A 19,626-nucleotide genomic window follows, 5' to 3' on the forward strand; every position below is an offset into this window, starting at 1 on the left:
ATAACACAGTGGAATTTTCAATATTGTTCAAAAAAATGCCGCAAATAATTCGCGGCATTTTCGTGAATATAAAGGACCGGGTTACTTTACCCAAATTTCGACACGCGTATGTTCAGCACCCGCCACTTGACCTTCGTAGCAGGTTGCCGGCGAAATATTCCCGAAACCCTGTGCAGACAGCGTAAGCCCATTGGCCGCCGCAACATTTGGTGCAAACTGTGAAAAGGCTGCTTGCATGTCTGCTGCCGCAGCCGCTGAAACGGCCATTGCGGCGTCGCCTGTCCCGCCGAAACCAACAAACATGACTTCTCGGCCAGCCATATCGGACGTCGCCAATGCTTCGGCAAGCGTTGTGAACATTGCACGGTTCCAACCCGCTTCGGGTCCGCTTGTCGCGCCCCCAAACATCGTAGGCGACAGGCGCTGTGCCTCAAACAAGCGCTGGAACATTTGCGCAGCGGCAAGACGTTCTGTTTCCGCGAGATCTGCCCCAAGCAGTGTGTTCAAACGATGGTTTTTGGAATCTTCGTCTTGCGCAATTGCCGAAATACTATCGAACCCTTCGGCGGAAACAAGACGCTGCACAACAGAACCAGCAGCATAATCAAAGATGTCCGCCGTCAATTGTGTTTCAGGCACGCTATCAAAACTAATCATCAACGGGCGCACCAACGGATAGTCGCCAGAAATCACGTTAAAGCTATCGAGCACAACAGGGGTGCCGCATGTGCCAGAGACTGGAAGAAGATTGCTATCCGATGCGTCAGCAACTTCGACGACGCTAATCGCCCCGGCGAATTGGTTGACGGATGACGCGATGCCGGGCCCATCAGCCATTGTCAAAACATTGCCTGCGATCGATTTCCCCGCTGGCTCCATGACCAGTTGAATAAACTCGGTACGCATTGTGGAAGTTGCAGGCAATTGCAACGGTAAGATCGCCAAATCCGGCCCACCAAGCTCTGACCAATTGGTAATGTCGCCAGCGTAGATTCCGGCCAGATCCGCCATTGAGACAGCGCTAATATCGATGTTTGGAGCGACAATCACGGCAAGTGCACGCGCTGCTAACAACTGGTCGCTTACCGCCGGCGCAAGCGCCCAATCCGCCGCGGCAGTATAGGCTTGCGGTGCTTCGCTCTGCAATGCAGCAACAGTCACTACCGCATGCGAAGTTCCCCCAGCATCAGCAATACGCAAGTTCGCTTGCGCACCTGTGTCAGGATGATCCAGTGTGATTTCGCCCGCCGATCCAATGGTCAAATTCGCGTCTGTTTGGCCGGTCGTGACATAAGCCCCGACAACAATACGGTAAATCACGTCAAATGCGGGAATGAGGAAGCTTACGGTTATTTCGTCTGTGCCGCCAACGACAACGGCTTCGGCTTGGGTGGCAACGTCTTGAAACGCGGCGCGCGTTAGGCCAAAATCATTGTTAGCGATCACTTCGTCACAACCTGCACCGTAACAAACAACCTCTGATGCTGGGACGCTGACCTGCCCTACGGATGTTTCCACGGCCAACATCGTGCCATTGTACCCAACAATCTCACCGTCAACGCTGATGAACCCATCGACAGAGCGCAGCTCCACCGGCTCGGCGAAAAGCGCTGCTGGCGCAACTGCGCACAATAGTGCTGCGGAAAGACTTGTTAGCTTCATCATATTCAACTCCAGTGCCACGCTATTTCACGCGCGAGTATAGACGCGGCATATATATTTCAAAACGGTTGGCAAAACCGGAACACTTGCCCTCACTTAACTCAGAGGGCGCTGACACTCAGAAAACATACACAGCCAAAATTAACTAATTGTTAGCCGCGGATTTCCGCCGATACAACTGTTGGCGTGTCAGAGAGCGTGCAAACTGTGTGTAAAGGCAACATTTTACATACAATCATGCGCTTTGCTTGCGATGCAAGTTTGTTCGGCGGCTAAACTTTGATCAACCCCGGTTCACAGTGACGCTGAAAAATGCGCCCGGAAAATTGCGGCATTTAGTCCGCTTTTTGGTCTGGGGCATCGTCGGACCTAAGCATTAGCCCTGCAAAATCAAAGAGCTTCGGATCAAGCAAATGCGATGGCCGCGCATTCATCAGCGACCGAAACATGACTTGCCGACGGCCGGGGCTATTCTTTTCCCAGCCATCGAGGATTTGTTTCACCTGTTGGCGCTGCAACCCGTCCTGCGATCCACATAGATCACAGGGTATGATTGGATAATTCATTGCAGTTGCAAATTTTTCGCAATCAGCTTCTGCGACATGGGCCAGTGGGCGATACAAAAACAAATCGCCGTCTTCGTTCACCAGCTTGGGCGGCATCGTCGCGAGACGCCCACCATGGAACAGGTTCATGAAAAATGTTTCCAAAATATCGTCGCGGTGATGTCCCAGCACAACGGCAGAACAACCTTCTTCGCGCGCGATTCGATACAGATTCCCACGCCGCAACCGTGAACACAGCGCACAGAATGTCCGGCCCGCAGGCACTTTATCCATCACAATAGAATATGTGTCTTGGTATTCGATTCGGTGCGGCACGCCCATCTTTTCAAGAAACGCGGGCAAGACAGTTGCCGGGAACCCCGGTTGCCCTTGGTCCAGATTACACGCGATCAGGTCAACCGGCAAAAGCCCGCGCCATTTCAATTCATACAGAATCGCAAGCAACGTGTAGCTGTCCTTGCCCCCCGACAAGCAGACAAGCCATTTCGCGTCGCGCTCAATCATTCCGTATTGTTCAATCGCCTCGCGCACATTTTGCACGATGCGTTTGCGCAGCTTCTTGAATTCGGTGGTTTTGGGCGCACCGTAAAACAGCGGGTGAATATCGTCGGCTTCATCTAACATGCGCGTGCTATGCCAGATGATACGCACGCAATCCAACCGAAATTTTAGTCCGGCACGTTATCCACGCCACCCTTAGACCACGGATTGCAGCGCAGGATGCGCCATATCGTCAGCCAACTCCCCTTAATCGCCCCATGTTTTTCCAGCGCCTCAAGCGCATAGGCCGAACAGGTGGGATGATAGCAACAGCTATTGCCGATCCAAGGCGACAGAACCAAACGGTAAGCCCGCACGGGTAATGATACGACATAGGCAAGGGGTGTCATCTGTGAACCTTTTGCAACGCGCCGCGAAAATCCGCGATCAATGTCTCAAAAGATAGGGCCGCGGTGACATCTTTACGACCCACAAGCACATAGTCCCAACCGTCGCGGCCCATTTCAGGCAGTACGATGCGCGCGACTTCACGCAACCGGCGTTTGGCGCGGTTGCGGGCAACGGCGTTACCGACTTTCTTGGAGCAGGTAAATCCGACGCGAATCCCCATTGCCTCACCCTCTGCACGCTTACGCGCCTGTAGGTGAATGCCCGGGGTACCTTGGCGGCGCGCATGTGACGCGCGCACAAAATCCGCACGCTTGGTCAAAACATGCAGACAAACGGAAACCGCCGGAGTGCCTTTGGCAGGCCCAACCGGCGGTTTCAAATCGCTCAAAACAGGCTTAACGCTTACGCGCTTAGCTTCGCACGGCCTTTGGCACGGCGATTGTTCAGAATCTTACGGCCAGCTTTTGTAGCCATCCGTGCGCGGAATCCGTGGCGGTTCTTGCGAACCCGGTTTGATGGTTGGAACGTGCGCTTCATCGCGTTCTCTCCGGTTCGAGGCCAAACCCCACATGGGATTCGAAGCCGATCAACATTTCAGACCTGTCCTTTAGAGAGGACGCCACCCTATGTCAACGCGCCAAGGGGGAGGAAACTGCAACAATTCCAAGAATGTCACAGGGGTAAATGTTTCAGTGTTTCGGGCAAAGCGGTCGAAAACTGAAATAACCGTTGGTTTTCCATCAAGGCGTCGTGATGCGGGTACCGTAACAGCGCTGATACGTCCATCTATAGGGCAACACAGGAATTATCAGGATCCAGCATGTCACAGTCTCTCACCCGTAAACTACCACTAATCGCGATTCTTTTCGTGGCGGCAATTGGGACATATTTATTGCGCGATAAGCTGACGTTTGATGCGCTTGCCCAAAACCGCGAAGCCCTGCTGGCATTTCGTGACGGCAACTACCTGATCACCGCCCTAGCGTTTGTCGGGGCGTATATTGCCATCGTTGGCTTTTCCCTGCCCGGCGCGACAATCGCCACCTTAACGGGTGGTTTTCTTTTTGGCGTGTTCCCCGGTGCATTGTTCAACATCACGGGCGCGACTATTGGTGCCACGGGTATCTTCCTTGCTGCGCGCTGGGGCCTTGGCGAAGGGCTTAGCCGAAAGCTTGATAATGCCGAAGGCCCAGTGAAAAAGATCAAAGCGGGGATCAATGAAAACCAATGGTCCATGCTATTCCTGATGCGCCTGTTACCGGTTGTTCCATTTTTCTTGGCAAACCTGATTCCCTCATTCTTGGGCGTACCACTGCACCGGTTTGTGATTTCGACATTCATCGGCATCATCCCCGGAACAGTTGTCTACACATCTGTTGGCGCAGGCCTGGGCGAGATTTTCGCACGCGGTGAAACACCTAACCTTGGCATCATCTTTGAACCTGCCATCCTGCTTCCTATTATCGGGCTATCAGCGCTTGCCGCATTGCCCATCGTGATCAAAGCCCTACGCGGCAAGAAAGGCGTCTAAGCCATGAACCGGATTAAGACAGATATATGCATTATTGGCGGCGGTTCTGGCGGCCTTTCGATTGCGGCGGGTGCCGTACAGATGGGCGCCAAGGTTGTCCTGATCGAAGGTGGCAAAATGGGGGGCGACTGCTTGAACTACGGTTGCGTGCCGTCCAAGGCGCTGATCGCATCAGCCAAACAAGCACACGCAATGTCCCACGGGGCCAAACTTGGCGTCGCGAACGCGCAAGCCGTCGTTGATTATGCCGCAGCGAAGGATCACGTGCATGATGTGATCGCCACAATCGCTCCTCTCGATAGCGTCGAACGTTTCGAAGGGCTTGGCGTGCAGGTGATCCAAGATTACGGGCGCTTTATTTCAGAAACCGAAGTACAGGCAGGCGACACCATTGTCACGGCGCGACGTTTTGTGGTCGCCACGGGCTCTGGCCCCTTCGTTCCGCCCATTCCGGGGTTGGATGACGTCACATATTACACAAATGAAAACATCTTTGATCTGCGCGACAAACCCGCGCATCTGATCATTATCGGTGGCGGCCCGATTGGTATGGAAATGGCGCAAGCACATCGGCGGCTTGGTTGCGAGGTCACCGTGATCGAAGGTGCCAAAGCGATGGGCAATGATGACCCAGAAATGGCAGCAATCGTTCTGGATAACCTACGGGCTGAGGGCGTGAACATCATCGAAGGCGCGCAGGCCGAAAAAATCAGCGGCGCGGGAGACAGTATCACCGTTCACACCCCCGCCGGAGATTTCACCGGGTCGCACCTATTGATAGCCGTAGGTCGCAAGGTCAACATCGACAAACTGGACCTTGATAAAGGCGGCATCGCCCATGACCGTCGCGGGCTAAAGGTCGGGGATAATCTTCGATCTATCAGTAATAAAAAGGTTTTTGCGGCTGGCGACGTTGCCGGCGGGCTGCAATTCACGCATGTTGCAGGGTACCATGCTGGGGTCTTAATCCGATCAATGCTGTTTGGTCTGCCTTCCAAACAACGCACAGATCACATCCCTTGGGCGACCTATACCGATCCTGAGCTGGCCCAGGTCGGCCTGACCCAAGCGCAAGCCGAAGAAAAATTCGGGAATGGCGTCGAAACGGTGCGCTTTGAATATGCGCATAACGACCGCGCAATCGCAGAACGCAAAACCAAAGGCCTGATCAAAGTCATGGTCGTGAAAGGTCGCCCCGTAGGCGCATCTATCGCGGGGCATCAAGCGGGCGAGTTGATCGGCATGTGGGCGATGGCAATCGCCAATAAAATGAAAATGTCAGCCGTCGCGAACACTGTTTTACCCTACCCCACAATTAGTGAGGTTAACAAACGCGCTGCGGGTGCCTATTTTACCCCAAGACTATTTGAAAACCCGACGGTTAAACGTGTCGTCGGACTTGTGCAGCGCTGGTTGCCATAGCGAGGTTAGATGACCAACTCACTTTCGGGCCGATTTTTGATTCTTACGGTCATTTTTGTGATGCTGGCCGAGATATTCATCTTTGTTCCATCGATTGCGCGGTTCCGACAAGATTATCTTGTTTCACGGCTCGAGCGTGCGCAGCTTGCGTCACTCGCGCTCGAGGCAGACGATATGATTAGCCCCGCATTAGAGGCTGAACTGCTGACCAATGCCGAAGTCTATAACGTCGTGCTGCGCCGCGACGACATGCGTCAGCTGGTGCTCTCATCGCCAATCCCATCGCCGATTACCGCTACCTACGATATGCGTGCGCCGACCAGCATGACCTTGATCCGCGATGCACTGCGCACGTTGCTTGATAAAGAAGAACGCGTCATTCGGATCATCGGCAACCCGGTCCGAGATGGCGGCTTGCTGATCGAAGTCACCATCGATGAAATGCCTCTGCGCAACGCGATGCTGCAATACGGCTGGAACATTCTGATCCTCTCCGCGTTCATTTCAGTTGTGACAGCTGGGATGTTATTCTTTGCCGTGCGCAAATTGTTGGTGACGCCAATCAAGGGCGTTGTGACCCATATGGAATCATACGCCAAAGCCCCTGAAGACGCCCGCCAAATCATTGTGCCATCCGCGAGCATCAAAGAACTGCGCGCCGCCGAAGAATCGTTGCAAATGATGCAAATGCAGCTGACCAGCGCGCTTAAGCAAAAGCAAAGGCTCGCCCAATTGGGCAGCGGTGTTGCTAAGGTAAGCCATGATCTGCGCAACATCTTAACATCCGCGCAACTGTTTACGGATCGCATCGAAGGCTCCGAAGATCCGCTGGTGCAACGCATGGCCCCCAAACTCGTTGGATCGATCACACGCGCGGTGAACCTATGCGAGAACACGTTAGCCTTTGGCGGCGCTGAAGAACCCGCCCCCGCCCTCTCTCGCGTGACCCTCGCCCATATTGTCGGCGACGTGATTGATAGCGAACGGCTCGCGGCTGGGGACTACGCGCTATCGTTCTCTGAAGATATTCCCGCCACAATGGCGGTGCGCGCGGACGGCGAGCAGCTTTACCGCGTTATTCAAAACCTTGTGCGCAATGCGCGCCAAGCCATCATGGCGACCAAGAAACCCGGTGAAATTTGCATTCACGCGCATGAAGATGACGACTGCTGGCAAGTGACCGTTTCTGACACCGGGCCAGGTCTGCCACCCAAAGCCCAAGAACACCTGTTCCAACCGTTTCAGGGCGGTGTCCGTAAGGGGGGCTCTGGACTTGGCCTGGTGATTGCAGGTGACCTGATCCGAGGGCATGGCGGGCGCCTGCGCCTTCAAGACACCGGCCCCTCAGGCACAACATTCGTCATTGAACTGCCCAAAGCGGATCTTGCGCTGATACAATCCAACGAATGACAAAAGAATCCAATTAGGGCCTTGCGTCCACCCGCCAGCCCGTCTAAATCCCCCCATACGCGGATTGGTAGCTCAGTTGGATAGAGTACTTGACTACGAATCAAGGGGTCGGGGGTTCGAATCCTCCCCAGTCCGCCATTACATCTTTGTTGAACGTCACACGACTTTGACCTTTGCGTCATTAACTGTTGAACGTCACACGACTTTGACCTTTGCGTCATTAACTGACCCAACATCTTCATTTTATGCTCCCACGTTTTGTTTCATTGATCTGACTTCCGTTCCCGAAAATCAGGGCTGATTTGGAGGTCAGACGGCGAAGCCGCCTGCTCCTGCAAATCTGCCACGTGGCGAACGCGGGTGGGGGCGAGGCAATGCAATTCGACAGAGGTGGTGCGGCCCGCAGGCGTAGCCGAGGACACGGCTCAGTCTAATTGGGTTGCCCGAGGGGGAGGGCCGCGCCCTCACCCTTCTTTTCTTTGGGTCGGATGTGGTTGGTCATTCCTGCCATTGGCAGATTTGGAACCAACACCGCACCCCGTTTATATTGCGCCAGCATGGGCGGCTCTGAGCCCGCAGAGATCGATGCTGACTTGAATGCTGCATAAGGTAAGCCTAAATCCATGATCGATTATTCTATTTGGAGCTAGTCGTGCTGAAATCTCCAGAAGACGCTTTCAAGTTGCTCGAAAGATTAGGTGCACCAAGACGATTGATAAGACATCTCGAATTAGTTGGGGAAGTCGGCGTTGAAGTCATTTCAAAGCTCGATAACCTTGGGGTTCAGTACGATAGGCTCTTCGTCGAAATCGGCATTGCGGTACATGATGCGGGTAAAATCGTTCATCCCAGCGAGCTTGAAAAAGGCGGGGACTTGCATGAAGCAGCAGGCGAAAAGTTACTTCTAGAACGTGGGGTTGACGCCAAAATTGCTCGGTGCTGTCGCAGCCACGCACAATACGCCAGCATGGGTGCTTCCTTCGAAGAGCTTATAATCGCGCTTGCCGATACATTGTGGAAAGGTTCACGAGAAGCCGACTTGGAGCTACAAGTTATTGATGGTGTCGTAGCCCGGCTACAAGCTGATCGGTGGGAATTGTTTCAAACTCTCGATAGCTGCTTCGAAGAAATCGCCGCTGATGGCGATGAACGGCTATCTCGAAGTATTTGAGTTAACGTAGGCTAGGTGCAAAAAATGGTGCGGAGCGTTCTCACCACCGTACAAAACGGCCCAATACGGACATTGGCGGACCCCGACGGTGCTGCGGCGCAGCTTTTACCAAAGGACAAGGAAGCTTCTTGCTCAACTATGAATGGGGCTCCACCTGAACCACATCTGAATTGCTTTGCGGCGGCATCCAAAGTGCTGGCGGGATAGGCAAGCGGTAATGCCTACAGGCCGTCAAGAAAAGTGGAACCAGTCCTCGTTTCATTGCTGTCATTTCAAAAATTGCCCCACACTCCTTGATTGCTAGGTTCAAGGCATCTGCTATCTCCGCATGTCCACTTGCTGGCGACAAATCAGTCACGCAAATCCCATGGTAGGTATCCCCACGCCAGATTTTCTGATCCGTGTCTTCATCGGGGAACCACGCCTGATGTGTGCAGTCGGGTATTTTCTGTGAAAGTCGGCTGGAGAACTCTTCAATGAAACCTTGTTCAGCGCCAAACTGAAGCCAAACGAACAGGTAGGGATACAGGACGCTGCCAACACAAGCCTCAGCACGATATTCCTGTTCATTACTCGCAGGATGAGCAAGCAGATCGTTGTAGTCGCGAAAACACGTTGGGTAACTGGCATTGGTTAGAAGCGCGAACGATGTGTTCTCAGCCATGGCATGAAACCATGGCATAAATCGCCTGCCTGACGATGTTTGTTGAGCAAGATACATGACCAAGGCTGCCTCGATCATGTGATCGTCCTTGAACGGAGACCCCAAAGTCGGATTGTTGTTGATCAGGGCCACCAACATATCGAGCATTTTCTTTGTCTGCTCGTTCAGACTGCGAGCGAACTCGGGGTTCGCCTCCGAGAGAGCTTTCCCGAACAAGTCTGTCCAGATTGCGCGGGTGGTCACACGGCCAAGCAAGTCGAACATCGCAAGATTGGCATCGACCGCTTCTCGCGACTTCACCGAAACCGTTAGGGCATGAAGCGTCTCGGCATGAGGATACAGTACTTTCTCAAAATATATCTCGGACATCATCAAATAGAGCCGGACGTACTGATCTAGAATTTCCGTCAGAGCGACTTGATGTTTGGTGGGCTTCGTCTTGACTGGTTCTTCTCGCATTGCATCCCAGCAGAAAAGCAAGCCCAATTCAGATATCCGATAAACGACATCGAGGCTCTTTGCTTCAACGGCCCAGGCGCTAATCGCGTGGAGGCAAATATACGCCTGCCTGAGCCTCAATAGGCGCTCTTTGTCTTTCATGTCCTCTTGTGGGAGAATGATGGCGACTAAACTTCTGGTATACTCGTAGCAGGCCTCCGGCTCATTCACCATTGCCAAGGCTTTCTGGAAGTGCCTACGCGCTGCTTCGTCCAGCAGTTCCCGAGCGAGCAAAGATTTTTCCATAAATCCAGCAAGCCGGTCCCCATTCCAAAGCTCAAAATGAACTTCGTTAGTCGCGTTCTTCCGAGTGAACCCAGCCCAGTTACCTTCAACCGTTTCCTTAAGTTCACCGCCCATGCAGAGGCAGATTTTGATTGGTAAACTCTGGTGCTCTTTTGCAATCCTTGAACCGATATAGACGTCTAGAATTTCTTGTAGCTCCGGGCGCACTGATTGCGGGCCAGCGTCCCAATCAGTACGGCCTACGTCTCCTGCTTTGACGCAAAGCAGGTAAAGGTACTTCTGGTCGTCATCTGGCAAGCGTCCTACAGCAGCAATGTCAACTCCATCTTGGCGGGTCCCGATCATTGGAGTCTTCACAACCTGCAAACCCATCGCCGATAGCAGGTTTGGTAGCAGTGCTTTGTCGAGATCACCCCGCTCTTTAAGAGACGACAAGTATTCTTTAAGTATTAGTTTCATTGGGTTTTCCTCTGCTCGATCCTACAAACGACGAGCAGACCATTGAAACCAACCGGGTCGACTACGGACAAACGCGGAAACTCAAAACTATAGGAGTGTTCGCTGAGCGGGGTGATGTTCGGAAACTTTTTGCCGTCACCACCAGTCACCAGACTAAAGCTCTTGCGTCCATAGAGCATCGTAGCAGTGTGAAACATATCGCCAAAGACCGACATCTTTCGCGCTTGCTTTTGGATATCTGTGTTCCTCTGGTGATCCTTGATCGCAGCCGCCCGCCTCGCCTCGTTTGAAGGCTCAAGTTCGCTTAGGTCTTGCGCCTGTTCCAGCCCCTCAATGTATGCTGCGTGCTTCGCCATCAGCTCTTGAGACGCCTTAGCCACAGTCGGGGAAGCACTAGATGCTTGTTGCCCAAGATACGGCCTAAGCTCACTAGAGTAGCTAAGAAGAAGCGGTTTCCAAAGAAGTTCTTCGATCTCAGGGACAGCATCTGGATGCCCATGTTCTATTAAGCTTAGCAGAATTGACGCTGCAGTGACCTCATGCAGCCAAAGGAAGCCGATACATTTTCGGGCTAGAAAGACTTGATCTACCGCTTCTGAAGGTAGGTCTTGCGGCAGGAGAGATAGCGCTGCTCCCTTATCTCCGCCGCTGACCATTTCAGCCAAGAAGCTGCACAAGGAGAAGTCGCCAGAATAAAGCCAGCGTGCGAAAAGATATGAAGCGTTTGCAGGTTCTTCCCAAACCCATTCGCAAAAGCTATGAAACTGCTTGCTTTTCACTGGCTGCTCAAAGTGCGGAACCATAGCCTCCATGAATGCGACCACCTCCTTGAATGACCATCGGACATCTTTCCAAGTTAGGGCGCTTTCTATCCAGTGGCTTGCGGTCTCGAAGCCGGAGGATATGCTTTGTGATCTACTCAATACCGCACTGATAGTTTTGCCTGTAGATGCATTCTTGTGATAGAAAAGCATCGCACACAGGCGCACCAAGTCTTCATCTGATGGCTTGGCGAGAAGGGACATGAGCACTTCGTCTTGCCGATACTTCTTCTTGTCCGTCTCTTTGTCCCAAATGCGAAAAACGGCCTCAATAGCTGCATTTCGCGCATCACCAGAAGAAGAACTTAGAATTTCCGACAAGCAAGCATCTATGCCAGTTTGGTCATCCTGTGATGTCAAGTTCTTGAGCCTTCCTAAGGCGCGAAATCCAATGGATCGAATTTCTGCTCTGCTGTCCGCTAGGAAATCTACCAAGCGCCCAAAATCATTGAGGCCTTGTAGGGCGAACACACAGGAGCGTTGGCAATTCTCTTGGCCGTCTTTTGCGCCTTTCATAATTCGTATGGCTTGCGAGGGATGTTTTTCGCACCAACGAACGAATGATACAAACGGTGTGTTAGAAGCTCCGTCGTTACCGGCTTTCTCGACCAGACACTCGGCAAACTGCTGCACAGCGGGGTAGTCATCCACCACGTGCTCAATTGCGTCAGACAACGCTCCGAAAATCATCCAAAATTCATTGTGCTCAAGCCGTCGTATGGCCGCAAGGTTGTCGTTCGAGAGCAGAGTGATCTCACCCGAGTTGTGCAGTTCAGCTAAAAAACCGCCTAATTCACGCTTTCTGTCTTTGTATTCGAGGTCGAGAATTACGGGGATAAGGCGTCTGGCGGCGTCGCCTTCGATAATCAGTTGAGCTAATTTGCTTTCGTCCGTCACTCTGCCAGCCTCGTTCATCATTACATTCTTTGCACAACCATACCGCGCAGGCCAATCGTTGAAAACTACCGCCTCTCAAGGAGGTATAGGTAATTTGCACAACAACTGTCTCGACTTTGCAACCGCAGCGAAGGTCTGCTCTCCCGCCCCCCAGGTTCAAGTTCTATGGCTGACCTGTGCCCGTATTCCCCATGGAAAGCTCTGAGCGACTGGGACAAACAGTGCGATTATTGTCAAGAACGCGACTACTAATGAGACGTCTCTGAAGAGGCTTGGTTCTTGTGCCACAAGGGAGGTGGAGCGTCTAAGCTGTTCAATTGCGAAAACCAACGCAGCTATCGAGAAAGCGATGTGAATAGCATCATCGACCATCAGTCGCATCGGCGAATACAGCTCGTTTCTCATCGCTATGTACCGTTTCCGCACCCGCTGTATTTTGACGTAAATGGATCCTGTAGGCAGCGCCGCATTCGTGTCGTTCAATTGTAGGAGCAGCTTGGGTTCTTGTTCAGGATCGTGAGGGACGGGGTTCAAGCCAGTGGTCCTAAAAACGGCTCTTGCAAAACTAGGTGGCATTTCCGTTCTAGCGTTTTCGTAGTTGGCGAGGGTGCTCATTGAAATACCTAGTTCGGTTGCAAATTCCTTCTGGGTCTTTCCAAGGCGTCGCCGAATAATCCGTAGGCGGACTCCATCGTTGTGATGTGCCTTCGATTCTCTCGGACAACGCTCTGCGGTGCCTATTTGTTGTCTTCGGGATCGTTTCATGGTCGTCGTTTTCGTCACTAATTGCGCTGTCGCAGAATTTTTTGTGGTTCCTTAACTGCGAACCTATCAAGTCGATGCCGCTGAAATCAAACAGGCAATCGGGAAAATCTACAAATTGTTGTGCATGGCGTTTACGTACCCTCAAAATGTTGAGGCTGCGCGAACGGCTGACAGCCCTTGCCTGCAGCCACTTTACACGCAAACCTCGCTGAAACTTGGTCTCTCTGAAGATCATTAGCGATTGGACTTCTGCATGAGCAAACACGATCAAAAGGCGTTTGCCGCCCATGAAAGGTTAAAAATGGCGCTTCGTCTGAAGGGTACATCGCTTGCGCAGATTGCAAGGGAGGTAGGCGTGTCGCGAACCACGATGTCGCTTGTCGGTCTACGGAAAATGAGCGTGCCACGGGTTGAGCGTGCTATCGCCGAGGTGCTCGATCAGCCGGTCGACGAACTTTTCTCACCCATATCCAAGGAGGATGAATAATGAGCCCATAGACAGCAAAGGCCTCGAAGGAAGCTGAAGACTTCCGACAAGGCCTTAGGTGCAAGAGTTTGTCGCCCTTCGCACCTCCTTCATGACCCAAATTCCGAGACCCGTCAACTCTGCAGAGCGCTTCTGTGGGCGGGTCCCGCTTGTCTTAAACATCAAGGAGTGCCGTTGGCGTCGGGAGAACCGGCTGCCCTGGCAAGAAACATGACTTCATTTTTTGACGACGATTTCTATCGTCCGCCTGCGCCGACAACGGCTGGGTTAATGTTCCCTGCGCGGTCGAAGCAGACTGTACGTGGTTTCACATTGGCGAAGACGCCAGCAGAGCAGCATTGGCGGCAGATCATCAGTGCCAGCCAAGGAGAACGCGAAACCTGCCTCCTGACGCTGGCGATGCCAAACCTTTGGAACCTATTCGATCAACCGAAACCAGTCAGCTTCGTCGAAATCGATGGCAGGCAGCGAACTCACCGGTTTGATTATCTCGCTGAGTTCAGAGGCGGAAAACGTGTCGCGATCGCGGTCAAACCATTTGAACGCGCGAAAAAACTGAACTTCAAAGCTTCGCTTAGGGCGATCAAACGCGATCTACCTGTTGGCTTCGCCGATAAGGTCGTTTTGGTCACAGAGCGCGAACGGCATCGCGTCGAAGTTCAGAATGCAGAGCTCTTGAACTTCTTTCGACGGTGCCCGGACACCGAAGCGGATAGCGTCATTTCTGACCTTACAAACCGGCTATTTGGCGAAATCTCTCTGACAGAGTTGATCAGCAAGTCTGGCTTGGGTGCACGGGCCTTCAGAGCAGCCTTTCGCGCAATCTACGCTGGAAGTCTCATTGCCAACACGCGTGAGCTGATCACTAACAACTCAATTGTAGCGCCCAGTGGAGAAAACCATGAAGCATGAACCAATCCGTCTTGGCGTGACCACTTGTGATGCGATCATCGCAAACGGCGAACTGCATGCAATCACGAAAGTGACGTCGCTATTCGTGGAAATAAAGTACCTTCGCGGCGATCGAGAGCCAATCTCGCTCACACACGCAGAGCTTGCCGAATTGATTAACGGAGGCCAGTTTTCGATCCAGTATGGCTATTTTGAAAGTCGCCAAGTTGCGAGACGTGCCATTGCTGGGCGCTCGCTGATGACGCGCATTTCGATCAAAGCCCAGCTGGATGCCTTTTGGAAGGAGTGTTGGGCGACAACGTATCTAGAAATGGAAGCCGAGGGTGCGATTAATCGTTCCTCCAATCGCTGGGATGAATTCCTACCGGAACTTGAACGCCGTGTTACTGAAAAACTCAAGTTGGGTTTGAAGAAGGCAACGGCTGGTGCCTTCTTTGACAGTATCGCCTTGCGCAGGACGCCAGGAAGGACGTCCATTATGTCTTGGGTTCGAGATTGGGAGGACGCCAAAGACCCCATGGTCTTTGTTAAGAAATCGATCTTCAACGGCAGCAATGCCAAACGCGTGGGCGCTGAACAAGAAGCCATCATTCAATGGGCCCTCGAGGGTTACTTGCATCCAAACCAAATTGCTTCGGCGCATGTCCATGAAACTGTGAATATTGAAATCCGCAAGCGCAACAAGGTTCGAGAGTTGAGTGGCGAAATCCCGTTAAGCGAAGTTTCACAAAGCACAATCGAGCGCCGGATCAAAGAACTTGATCAGTTTGAAGTTCTTGCGGCTCGAAAGGGATTGGCAGTTGCCAAAAACAAGCTTGGTGCGCATGGCGGGGGTTTAAAACTTGCCGTCCCGCTCAGCCGGATTGAGATGGATGAATGGGAAATTGATCTCATTGCTCTGCTGAAGAAGGGTGGGTTTGACATAAGCAAAGATAGCGTACGTGATATCGAAACTGGCCGATATTGGGTTTGTGTCGCTTTCGATACGGCCACCCGCAGCATAGTTGGCTTGAAGCTGTCGAGAAGTCCGACTGCCGAAGATGCCAAAGCGGTCTTGTGGATGGCCATGCGTGATAAAACTGATCTTGCACGTCAACTTGGCTGTGAAACGGTATGGAAACAACACGGACACATAGGTCATGTTGCGGTCGACAACGGACCTGCCTTCGTCAATGCAGAGTTTAAAGCGGCTCTTTCAGACCTCTGTATTGATTACTCGGTGTTGCCCGCTGGCATACCCAAGCTGAGGGGGCACGTGGAACGCGTATTCCTCACCCTTGCAAAACGGCTAATGCCGTATTTAACGGGGCGAACACACTCCAACCCGAAAGAACGGGGTGACTACCCGGCACAGAAATACGCCGTGCACACGGCGGAGAGCATTATTGAGCTTTTGGTGCGGTTTACTGTTGATGTGTACCACAACCGCAAACATAGGGGGCTTGAATATGCGACGCCCAACATCGTTTGGGATCGTCTGATCAAGGACTTTGGCTGGTCCCCGTCGATGAGCAACCATACTCTGCGCCACGTCCTTGGGGTTGCACTATCCCGCGACATCGGACGGCATGGCGTTTTGATGAATGGAGTAAACTACCATTCAGAACGCTTGGCTAAACACTTCCAGAAATTTGGAAAACAGCATGCAGACGTTCGGATCGACCCCGAAGATATGGGGTACATCTCTGTCTGGTTGGAAAATGGCCCGGATAGCGGTTGGTCCACTCTTAATGCGCAAATCGATGGACTTGATGGCGTGTCCTTTGCCGCGTGGGAACAGACCATCTTCGATCTTCGACAGAACAATCGGAATGCTGCGTCTCTGACACAAGGTGTTGTTGATCGCGCAATCGAGCGCATCAAAGAAATCGACGCGGAGCAATGTGCGCTGCGACAGCTCGGGCCAATTGGTGAGACCTACGAACAGATCAAGCGGGCCCAGAAGGAGACCTTCTGGGGGCTCTCTTTGGGTTCGGATCCTCAGTTGGACCCCAAGCCTTTGGATGATCGCGGGCAAAACAGTCAGGGTCTTCTATCCAACGAAATCGAATACGACCCCAAACCTGAGCAAGAGGAGCGGCCGATCTTGCCCGAAGGACAAGACGAACCCATCCCATATTGGCCATCCAGCGATGACCATGACGAACCAGTGAATGACGACAACCCTGCCAAACAGGAGAGCGACGATGACAACCACGAATGATGAAATCCGGAAAACCATCCAATACCTGCGCTCGACATACCTCGTGACACCATCATACCAAAAGCTGGAAACCCACTTCCAAAGCCTGCTGGAACAACGCCGTGCAGACATGGCTGACGGCATGATAAATAACGCACGTGGCATTGTTGTGGTGGGGCATTCTGGCAGTGGGAAAACCACTGCCATTCGAGAGCTTATTCGCAAGAATAGGTCGCTACTGAAGATTGATGCCACGCAAGACCATTGCGAGTTTTTTGGCCTCCAGGTGCCAAGTCCGGCAACCATGAAGTTTGTCGGTGCGGCGACGCTGCGCGCGCTTGGTTACCCCTATTCAGGCGACAAGCAGGGGCCAGCGATTTGGGATCAGGTCAAGGTACAGCTCAAGTTGAGGCAGACATGCTTTCTACATCTGGATGAAGCACAGGACTTGGCGCGCTATCAAACCGACAAGGAACGACAGTCCGTCGTCAATACGTTGAAATCCGTTATGGAGAATTCGTACTGGCCAACGGGGCTTATTCTGTCTGGGATGCCTGATCTCAAGAAGATTGTGAATCAAGACCCGCAGTTGTCACGTCGCCTGTATCCGGTAGAGATCGGGAGGTTGCACGCGATCCGTGATGTCACGCCAGTGCTGGGCACAATCCAGCAGTATGCGAAAAAGGCGAAGGTCGAAACGCAGTCGTCGGTGCTTGACGAGGTTTTCGCGCAGCGGCTCATGCACGCGGCGGATTATGAGTTTGGCCTGATGGCTGAGATTACGGTTCAGGCCTTCGCGAAGGTGCTTCTTTGCGATGGTTTCGATGCAAAGCTAGGAATTCGGCACTTTGCGGATGTGTACTATGACAGAAGTTCTGCGATTGATGCACTCAACCCATTTCTTGCCGAGGACTTTGCGCGGATCGACTCAAGAAAAATCTTCGAGTTCGATGGAATGGACGCGTGACCGCGCGTCTAATACCAACTCTACCCCTCTTTGAGGGGGAGGCGTTGACAGGTTACGTCAGTCGGCATGCAAAGCTATTTGAGACGACACCGCGTGATTTCTGCACTGACCTCGGAATGCGTTGGCCAGCACTTTGCAGCGGTTACGATGAGCAAATTGGGCGTTTGGCATGGTTGACAGGCGAGTCGTCCGAGAAGCTACGATCATGGAGCGTTAAGAAAGTCGGAAATGGCCGATATCGAGTGGGACAAGCGCATGCAAGCATGGGTACGTTGCGGCGCACAGCTGTCCGCCTGTGCCCGCAATGCGTTGCTCGCTCGTTGTCTAAAGCTGGGCCTGCCGGCGTCTGTCAATTACTAGAGTGGTCACTTGTTTGTATTGATCGATGCGCTGAGCATGGCTGTCGGTTCATAACGCTACCGAGCGCAGAAAATTCACATGCAACTTATGATTTTGTCGCCCGTGTTCTGGCGCATCATTATGAAGTTTTTCAAGCAGCTGATCGCAGCGTGCAGGTGCCAGAAATTGGTTTTGAAACCTATGTCAGGGAAAGGCTTCGAAATGGGGCTGCGGACGATTGGCTGCAGAATTTGGACCTAACGCAACTTCATCGAGCCAGCGTATCGCTTGGGGCGGCTTTATGTGACGTCAAAGTCAAACGCATGCAGGATTTGCCAAAAACGCGGATTAGGGAGTTGTGCCAAGCGGGCTTTCAAAGCCTTGTCGAGGGCCCTCAGGCCTACAGGAAAGCGTTATCCAGCCTGTATGACAGTGGAAACGCAGAGCGACCCTACTACTCGGCCGACTTTGGCGTGCATTTCCGTTGGTTGCGCGAAGTGCGCAATGCGCCGGAGATCGAAGTGCTCGCAAGTATTGCCCGGGAGCACGTTTTTGCGCGCTACCCAACTCAACCTGGCAAAAAGGTCTTTGACCGATTGCCCCCAGGGCAGGTCTGGCTCACGATTGATCAAGCGCGGAAACGCCTTGGGTTTGGCGCAGTTTTCCTCAAAAAACTATTAGGTCATTTGGACGGTGTTGCGGAAAACCAAGCCCTAAAACGAACTGATGTCCATGTCGACGAAATCCCCAAAGTTCTTACTTACTGGGATGGTCTGATCAACTTAAAGGACGCGGCCGGGCTCCTTGGGCTTATGACTGCCCAGGTAAAAGGCTTGCAAGACCGAGGCGTGCTTAAGACCATTCGGATAACATCGACGTTGCGGTATCTGTCCCGTGTTGAGGTGATGGATCTTATTGAGCAAGTTGAACGGCTACCAGAACTACTTCTTGGAAAATCCGTTGCGCCGCTAAACGTGTTCTGCCGAGAAAAGGGTATACCATTGTCGGAAGTTGTTGATCTCTGGCGCAAAGGAGACTTAGAGGGCCAAATTTGCCGAGGAGGCGGTGTGGGTTTGAATGCAATTGAAGTTGATTGGGACGCAATATGCCCACGAAAGACTGTAAGGCTTCACCAAGATATCACGTTACCTGAAACCGCCCGGTACTTGAAAATAAATGTCGCCGCGATCAGACACCTACGAGATCAAGGGATCCTTTCAGAAGTCCGCAAACGTAATCCAGACACCAATCATCAAAAGCAATATATTTCTAAGGGCAGTATCCAAGCATTTGAGCGGTCATATGTAACCCTTGGGCAGTTGGCGGAAGTCCAGAAAGTTGCCCCAATCCATCTCGCGCGCAAGCTGGATGTTGAAGGTATCGAGCCAATCCCATGTGCAGGGGCACTTGTCCGAGTTTACAGTAAGAGAGAGTTTGGCTTGGATGGTTCTCAGGTAAGAAAGGGGGGCGAAGTATGAAATCGGACGAAGATGTGGGGCATCCTGATCAACATGCAATCGATGACTGGTTTCTCTATGGGCCTAAGAACGTGGATATAGAAAATCTTGTTCGAGAACTAACACTGGAACGGGGATTGCGGCTTGCGCAGGTTGAGGACGAAATCGTAGCCGCACTGCGGAAATTGATCGCAACCACGTGAGTTTCGGATGGGGTGCAATGCGCTTTCGCACTTTTGAAGGTATGATGAATATGGCGGGGTGGTGCGCATGTCATGG

General features: G+C 52.5%; 18 protein-coding genes and 1 tRNA gene. 11 read left to right on the plus strand and 8 right to left on the minus strand.

Annotated features, from left to right (window positions below; all coding sequences use genetic code 11):
- Window positions 1-81 precede the first annotated feature (81 nt).
- From DS901_RS16540 to rpmH, 5 genes are all read right to left on the minus strand, one after another.
- On the minus strand, window positions 82-1,665 hold the full coding sequence (locus DS901_RS16540; RefSeq protein ID WP_113777987.1) for a PstS family phosphate ABC transporter substrate-binding protein: 1,584 nt from the start codon (window positions 1,663-1,665) through the stop codon (window positions 82-84).
- Window positions 1,666-1,997: 332 nt separating this feature from the next.
- A complete protein-coding gene (gene ttcA, locus DS901_RS16545) occupies window positions 1,998-2,852 on the minus strand; it encodes a tRNA 2-thiocytidine(32) synthetase TtcA (protein ID WP_113778090.1) in 855 nt (284 codons plus the stop codon).
- 44 nt (window positions 2,853-2,896) lie between these two features.
- Entirely contained in the window at window positions 2,897-3,118 is a 222-nt protein-coding gene (gene yidD / locus DS901_RS16550; protein WP_113777988.1) for a membrane protein insertion efficiency factor YidD, read from the minus strand.
- Window positions 3,115-3,498 (minus strand): ribonuclease P protein component, encoded by a 384-nt coding sequence (rnpA, locus tag DS901_RS16555; RefSeq protein ID WP_404932356.1) that lies wholly within the window; start codon window positions 3,496-3,498, stop codon window positions 3,115-3,117. Before rnpA ends, yidD begins: the two co-directional genes overlap by 4 nt.
- Window positions 3,499-3,521: 23 nt before the next feature.
- Entirely contained in the window at window positions 3,522-3,656 is a 135-nt protein-coding gene (gene rpmH, locus DS901_RS16560; protein WP_008231458.1) for a 50S ribosomal protein L34, read from the minus strand.
- Between the two features lie 283 nt (window positions 3,657-3,939).
- Between rpmH and DS901_RS16565 the strand changes: the two genes are divergently transcribed.
- The 5 genes from DS901_RS16565 (at window position 3,940) to DS901_RS16590 (ending at window position 8,653) form a co-directional block, all read left to right on the plus strand.
- Window positions 3,940-4,650: a TVP38/TMEM64 family protein gene (locus DS901_RS16565; protein WP_113777990.1), complete on the plus strand. Its 711-nt coding sequence runs from the start codon at window positions 3,940-3,942 to the stop codon at window positions 4,648-4,650.
- A gap of 3 nt (window positions 4,651-4,653) precedes the next feature.
- The gene (locus DS901_RS16570; RefSeq protein ID WP_113777991.1) at window positions 4,654-6,072 is read left to right on the plus strand and encodes a dihydrolipoyl dehydrogenase family protein; all 1,419 of its coding nucleotides are present in this window, start codon (window positions 4,654-4,656) and stop codon (window positions 6,070-6,072) included.
- A 9-nt stretch (window positions 6,073-6,081) separates the two neighbouring features.
- Complete coding sequence (locus tag DS901_RS16575; protein ID WP_113777992.1) at window positions 6,082-7,482, plus strand: sensor histidine kinase; 1,401 nt, start codon at window positions 6,082-6,084, stop codon at window positions 7,480-7,482.
- A gap of 61 nt (window positions 7,483-7,543) precedes the next feature.
- Window positions 7,544-7,620: transfer RNA gene (locus DS901_RS16580), tRNA-Arg, on the plus strand.
- A 514-nt stretch (window positions 7,621-8,134) separates the two neighbouring features.
- On the plus strand, window positions 8,135-8,653 hold the full coding sequence (locus tag DS901_RS16590) for a hypothetical protein (protein ID WP_220150244.1): 519 nt from the start codon (window positions 8,135-8,137) through the stop codon (window positions 8,651-8,653).
- Between the two features lie 136 nt (window positions 8,654-8,789).
- Here the strand turns inward: DS901_RS16590 and DS901_RS16595 are convergent, their stop codons facing one another.
- The 3 genes from DS901_RS16595 to DS901_RS19175 form a co-directional block, all read right to left on the minus strand.
- Window positions 8,790-10,520: a hypothetical protein gene (locus DS901_RS16595; RefSeq protein ID WP_113777995.1), complete on the minus strand. Its 1,731-nt coding sequence runs from the start codon at window positions 10,518-10,520 to the stop codon at window positions 8,790-8,792.
- Window positions 10,517-12,259, minus strand: a complete 1,743-nt coding sequence (locus tag DS901_RS16600; RefSeq protein ID WP_113777996.1) for a HEAT repeat domain-containing protein — start codon at window positions 12,257-12,259, stop codon at window positions 10,517-10,519. Before DS901_RS16600 ends, DS901_RS16595 begins: the two co-directional genes overlap by 4 nt.
- Before the next feature lie 135 nt (window positions 12,260-12,394).
- Window positions 12,395-13,003: a helix-turn-helix domain-containing protein gene (locus DS901_RS19175; RefSeq protein ID WP_113777997.1), complete on the minus strand. Its 609-nt coding sequence runs from the start codon at window positions 13,001-13,003 to the stop codon at window positions 12,395-12,397.
- 253 nt (window positions 13,004-13,256) lie between these two features.
- Here DS901_RS19175 and DS901_RS16610 point away from each other — a divergent pair, with 253 nt between their 5' ends.
- From DS901_RS16610 to DS901_RS16635, 6 genes are all read left to right on the plus strand, one after another.
- Window positions 13,257-13,490 carry a helix-turn-helix domain-containing protein gene (locus tag DS901_RS16610; protein ID WP_113777998.1) on the plus strand — a complete coding sequence of 78 codons (234 nt, stop codon included), beginning with the start codon at window positions 13,257-13,259 and terminating at the stop codon, window positions 13,488-13,490.
- A 210-nt stretch (window positions 13,491-13,700) separates the two neighbouring features.
- Complete coding sequence (locus tag DS901_RS16615; RefSeq protein ID WP_113777999.1) at window positions 13,701-14,402, plus strand: hypothetical protein; 702 nt, start codon at window positions 13,701-13,703, stop codon at window positions 14,400-14,402.
- On the plus strand, window positions 14,392-16,605 hold the full coding sequence (locus DS901_RS16620) for a Mu transposase C-terminal domain-containing protein (RefSeq protein WP_113778000.1): 2,214 nt from the start codon (window positions 14,392-14,394) through the stop codon (window positions 16,603-16,605). Before DS901_RS16615 ends, DS901_RS16620 begins: the two co-directional genes overlap by 11 nt.
- A complete protein-coding gene (locus DS901_RS16625) occupies window positions 16,589-17,551 on the plus strand; it encodes a TniB family NTP-binding protein (RefSeq protein WP_181820904.1) in 963 nt (320 codons plus the stop codon). The genes DS901_RS16620 and DS901_RS16625 overlap by 17 nt, the downstream gene beginning before the upstream one ends.
- Window positions 17,548-19,368: a TniQ family protein gene (locus DS901_RS16630; RefSeq protein ID WP_258546762.1), complete on the plus strand. Its 1,821-nt coding sequence runs from the start codon at window positions 17,548-17,550 to the stop codon at window positions 19,366-19,368. Before DS901_RS16625 ends, DS901_RS16630 begins: the two co-directional genes overlap by 4 nt.
- Complete coding sequence (locus tag DS901_RS16635) at window positions 19,365-19,550, plus strand: hypothetical protein (protein ID WP_113778003.1); 186 nt, start codon at window positions 19,365-19,367, stop codon at window positions 19,548-19,550. Before DS901_RS16630 ends, DS901_RS16635 begins: the two co-directional genes overlap by 4 nt.
- The last annotated feature ends 76 nt before the right edge of the window (window positions 19,551-19,626 follow it).

The sequence above is a fragment of the Loktanella sp. D2R18 genome (genome assembly GCF_003318235.1).
Classification (GTDB): Bacteria; Pseudomonadota; Alphaproteobacteria; order Rhodobacterales; family Rhodobacteraceae; genus Yoonia.

Bases quoted from the DNA above. Each gene is read 5' to 3' on its own strand.
- DS901_RS16610 (WP_113777998.1), top strand. From the start codon at position 13,257: ATGAGCAAACACGATCAAAAGGCGTTTGCCGCCCATGAAAGGTTAAAA.
- DS901_RS16570 (WP_113777991.1), top strand. From the start codon at position 4,654: ATGAACCGGATTAAGACAGATATATGCATTATTGGCGGCGGTTCTGGC.
- DS901_RS16635 (WP_113778003.1), top strand. From the start codon at position 19,365: ATGAAATCGGACGAAGATGTGGGGCATCCTGATCAACATGCAATCGAT.
- DS901_RS16600 (WP_113777996.1), bottom strand. From the start codon at position 12,259: ATGATGAACGAGGCTGGCAGAGTGACGGACGAAAGCAAATTAGCTCAA.
- DS901_RS16575 (WP_113777992.1), top strand. From the start codon at position 6,082: ATGACCAACTCACTTTCGGGCCGATTTTTGATTCTTACGGTCATTTTT.
- rpmH (WP_008231458.1), bottom strand. From the start codon at position 3,656: ATGAAGCGCACGTTCCAACCATCAAACCGGGTTCGCAAGAACCGCCAC.
- DS901_RS16595 (WP_113777995.1), bottom strand. From the start codon at position 10,520: ATGAAACTAATACTTAAAGAATACTTGTCGTCTCTTAAAGAGCGGGGT.
- DS901_RS16615 (WP_113777999.1), top strand. From the start codon at position 13,701: ATGACTTCATTTTTTGACGACGATTTCTATCGTCCGCCTGCGCCGACA.
- DS901_RS16565 (WP_113777990.1), top strand. From the start codon at position 3,940: ATGTCACAGTCTCTCACCCGTAAACTACCACTAATCGCGATTCTTTTC.
- DS901_RS16540 (WP_113777987.1), bottom strand. From the start codon at position 1,665: ATGATGAAGCTAACAAGTCTTTCCGCAGCACTATTGTGCGCAGTTGCG.
- DS901_RS16620 (WP_113778000.1), top strand. From the start codon at position 14,392: ATGAAGCATGAACCAATCCGTCTTGGCGTGACCACTTGTGATGCGATC.
- ttcA (WP_113778090.1), bottom strand. From the start codon at position 2,852: ATGTTAGATGAAGCCGACGATATTCACCCGCTGTTTTACGGTGCGCCC.
- DS901_RS19175 (WP_113777997.1), bottom strand. From the start codon at position 13,003: ATGAAACGATCCCGAAGACAACAAATAGGCACCGCAGAGCGTTGTCCG.
- yidD (WP_113777988.1), bottom strand. From the start codon at position 3,118: ATGACACCCCTTGCCTATGTCGTATCATTACCCGTGCGGGCTTACCGT.
- DS901_RS16625 (WP_181820904.1), top strand. From the start codon at position 16,589: ATGACAACCACGAATGATGAAATCCGGAAAACCATCCAATACCTGCGC.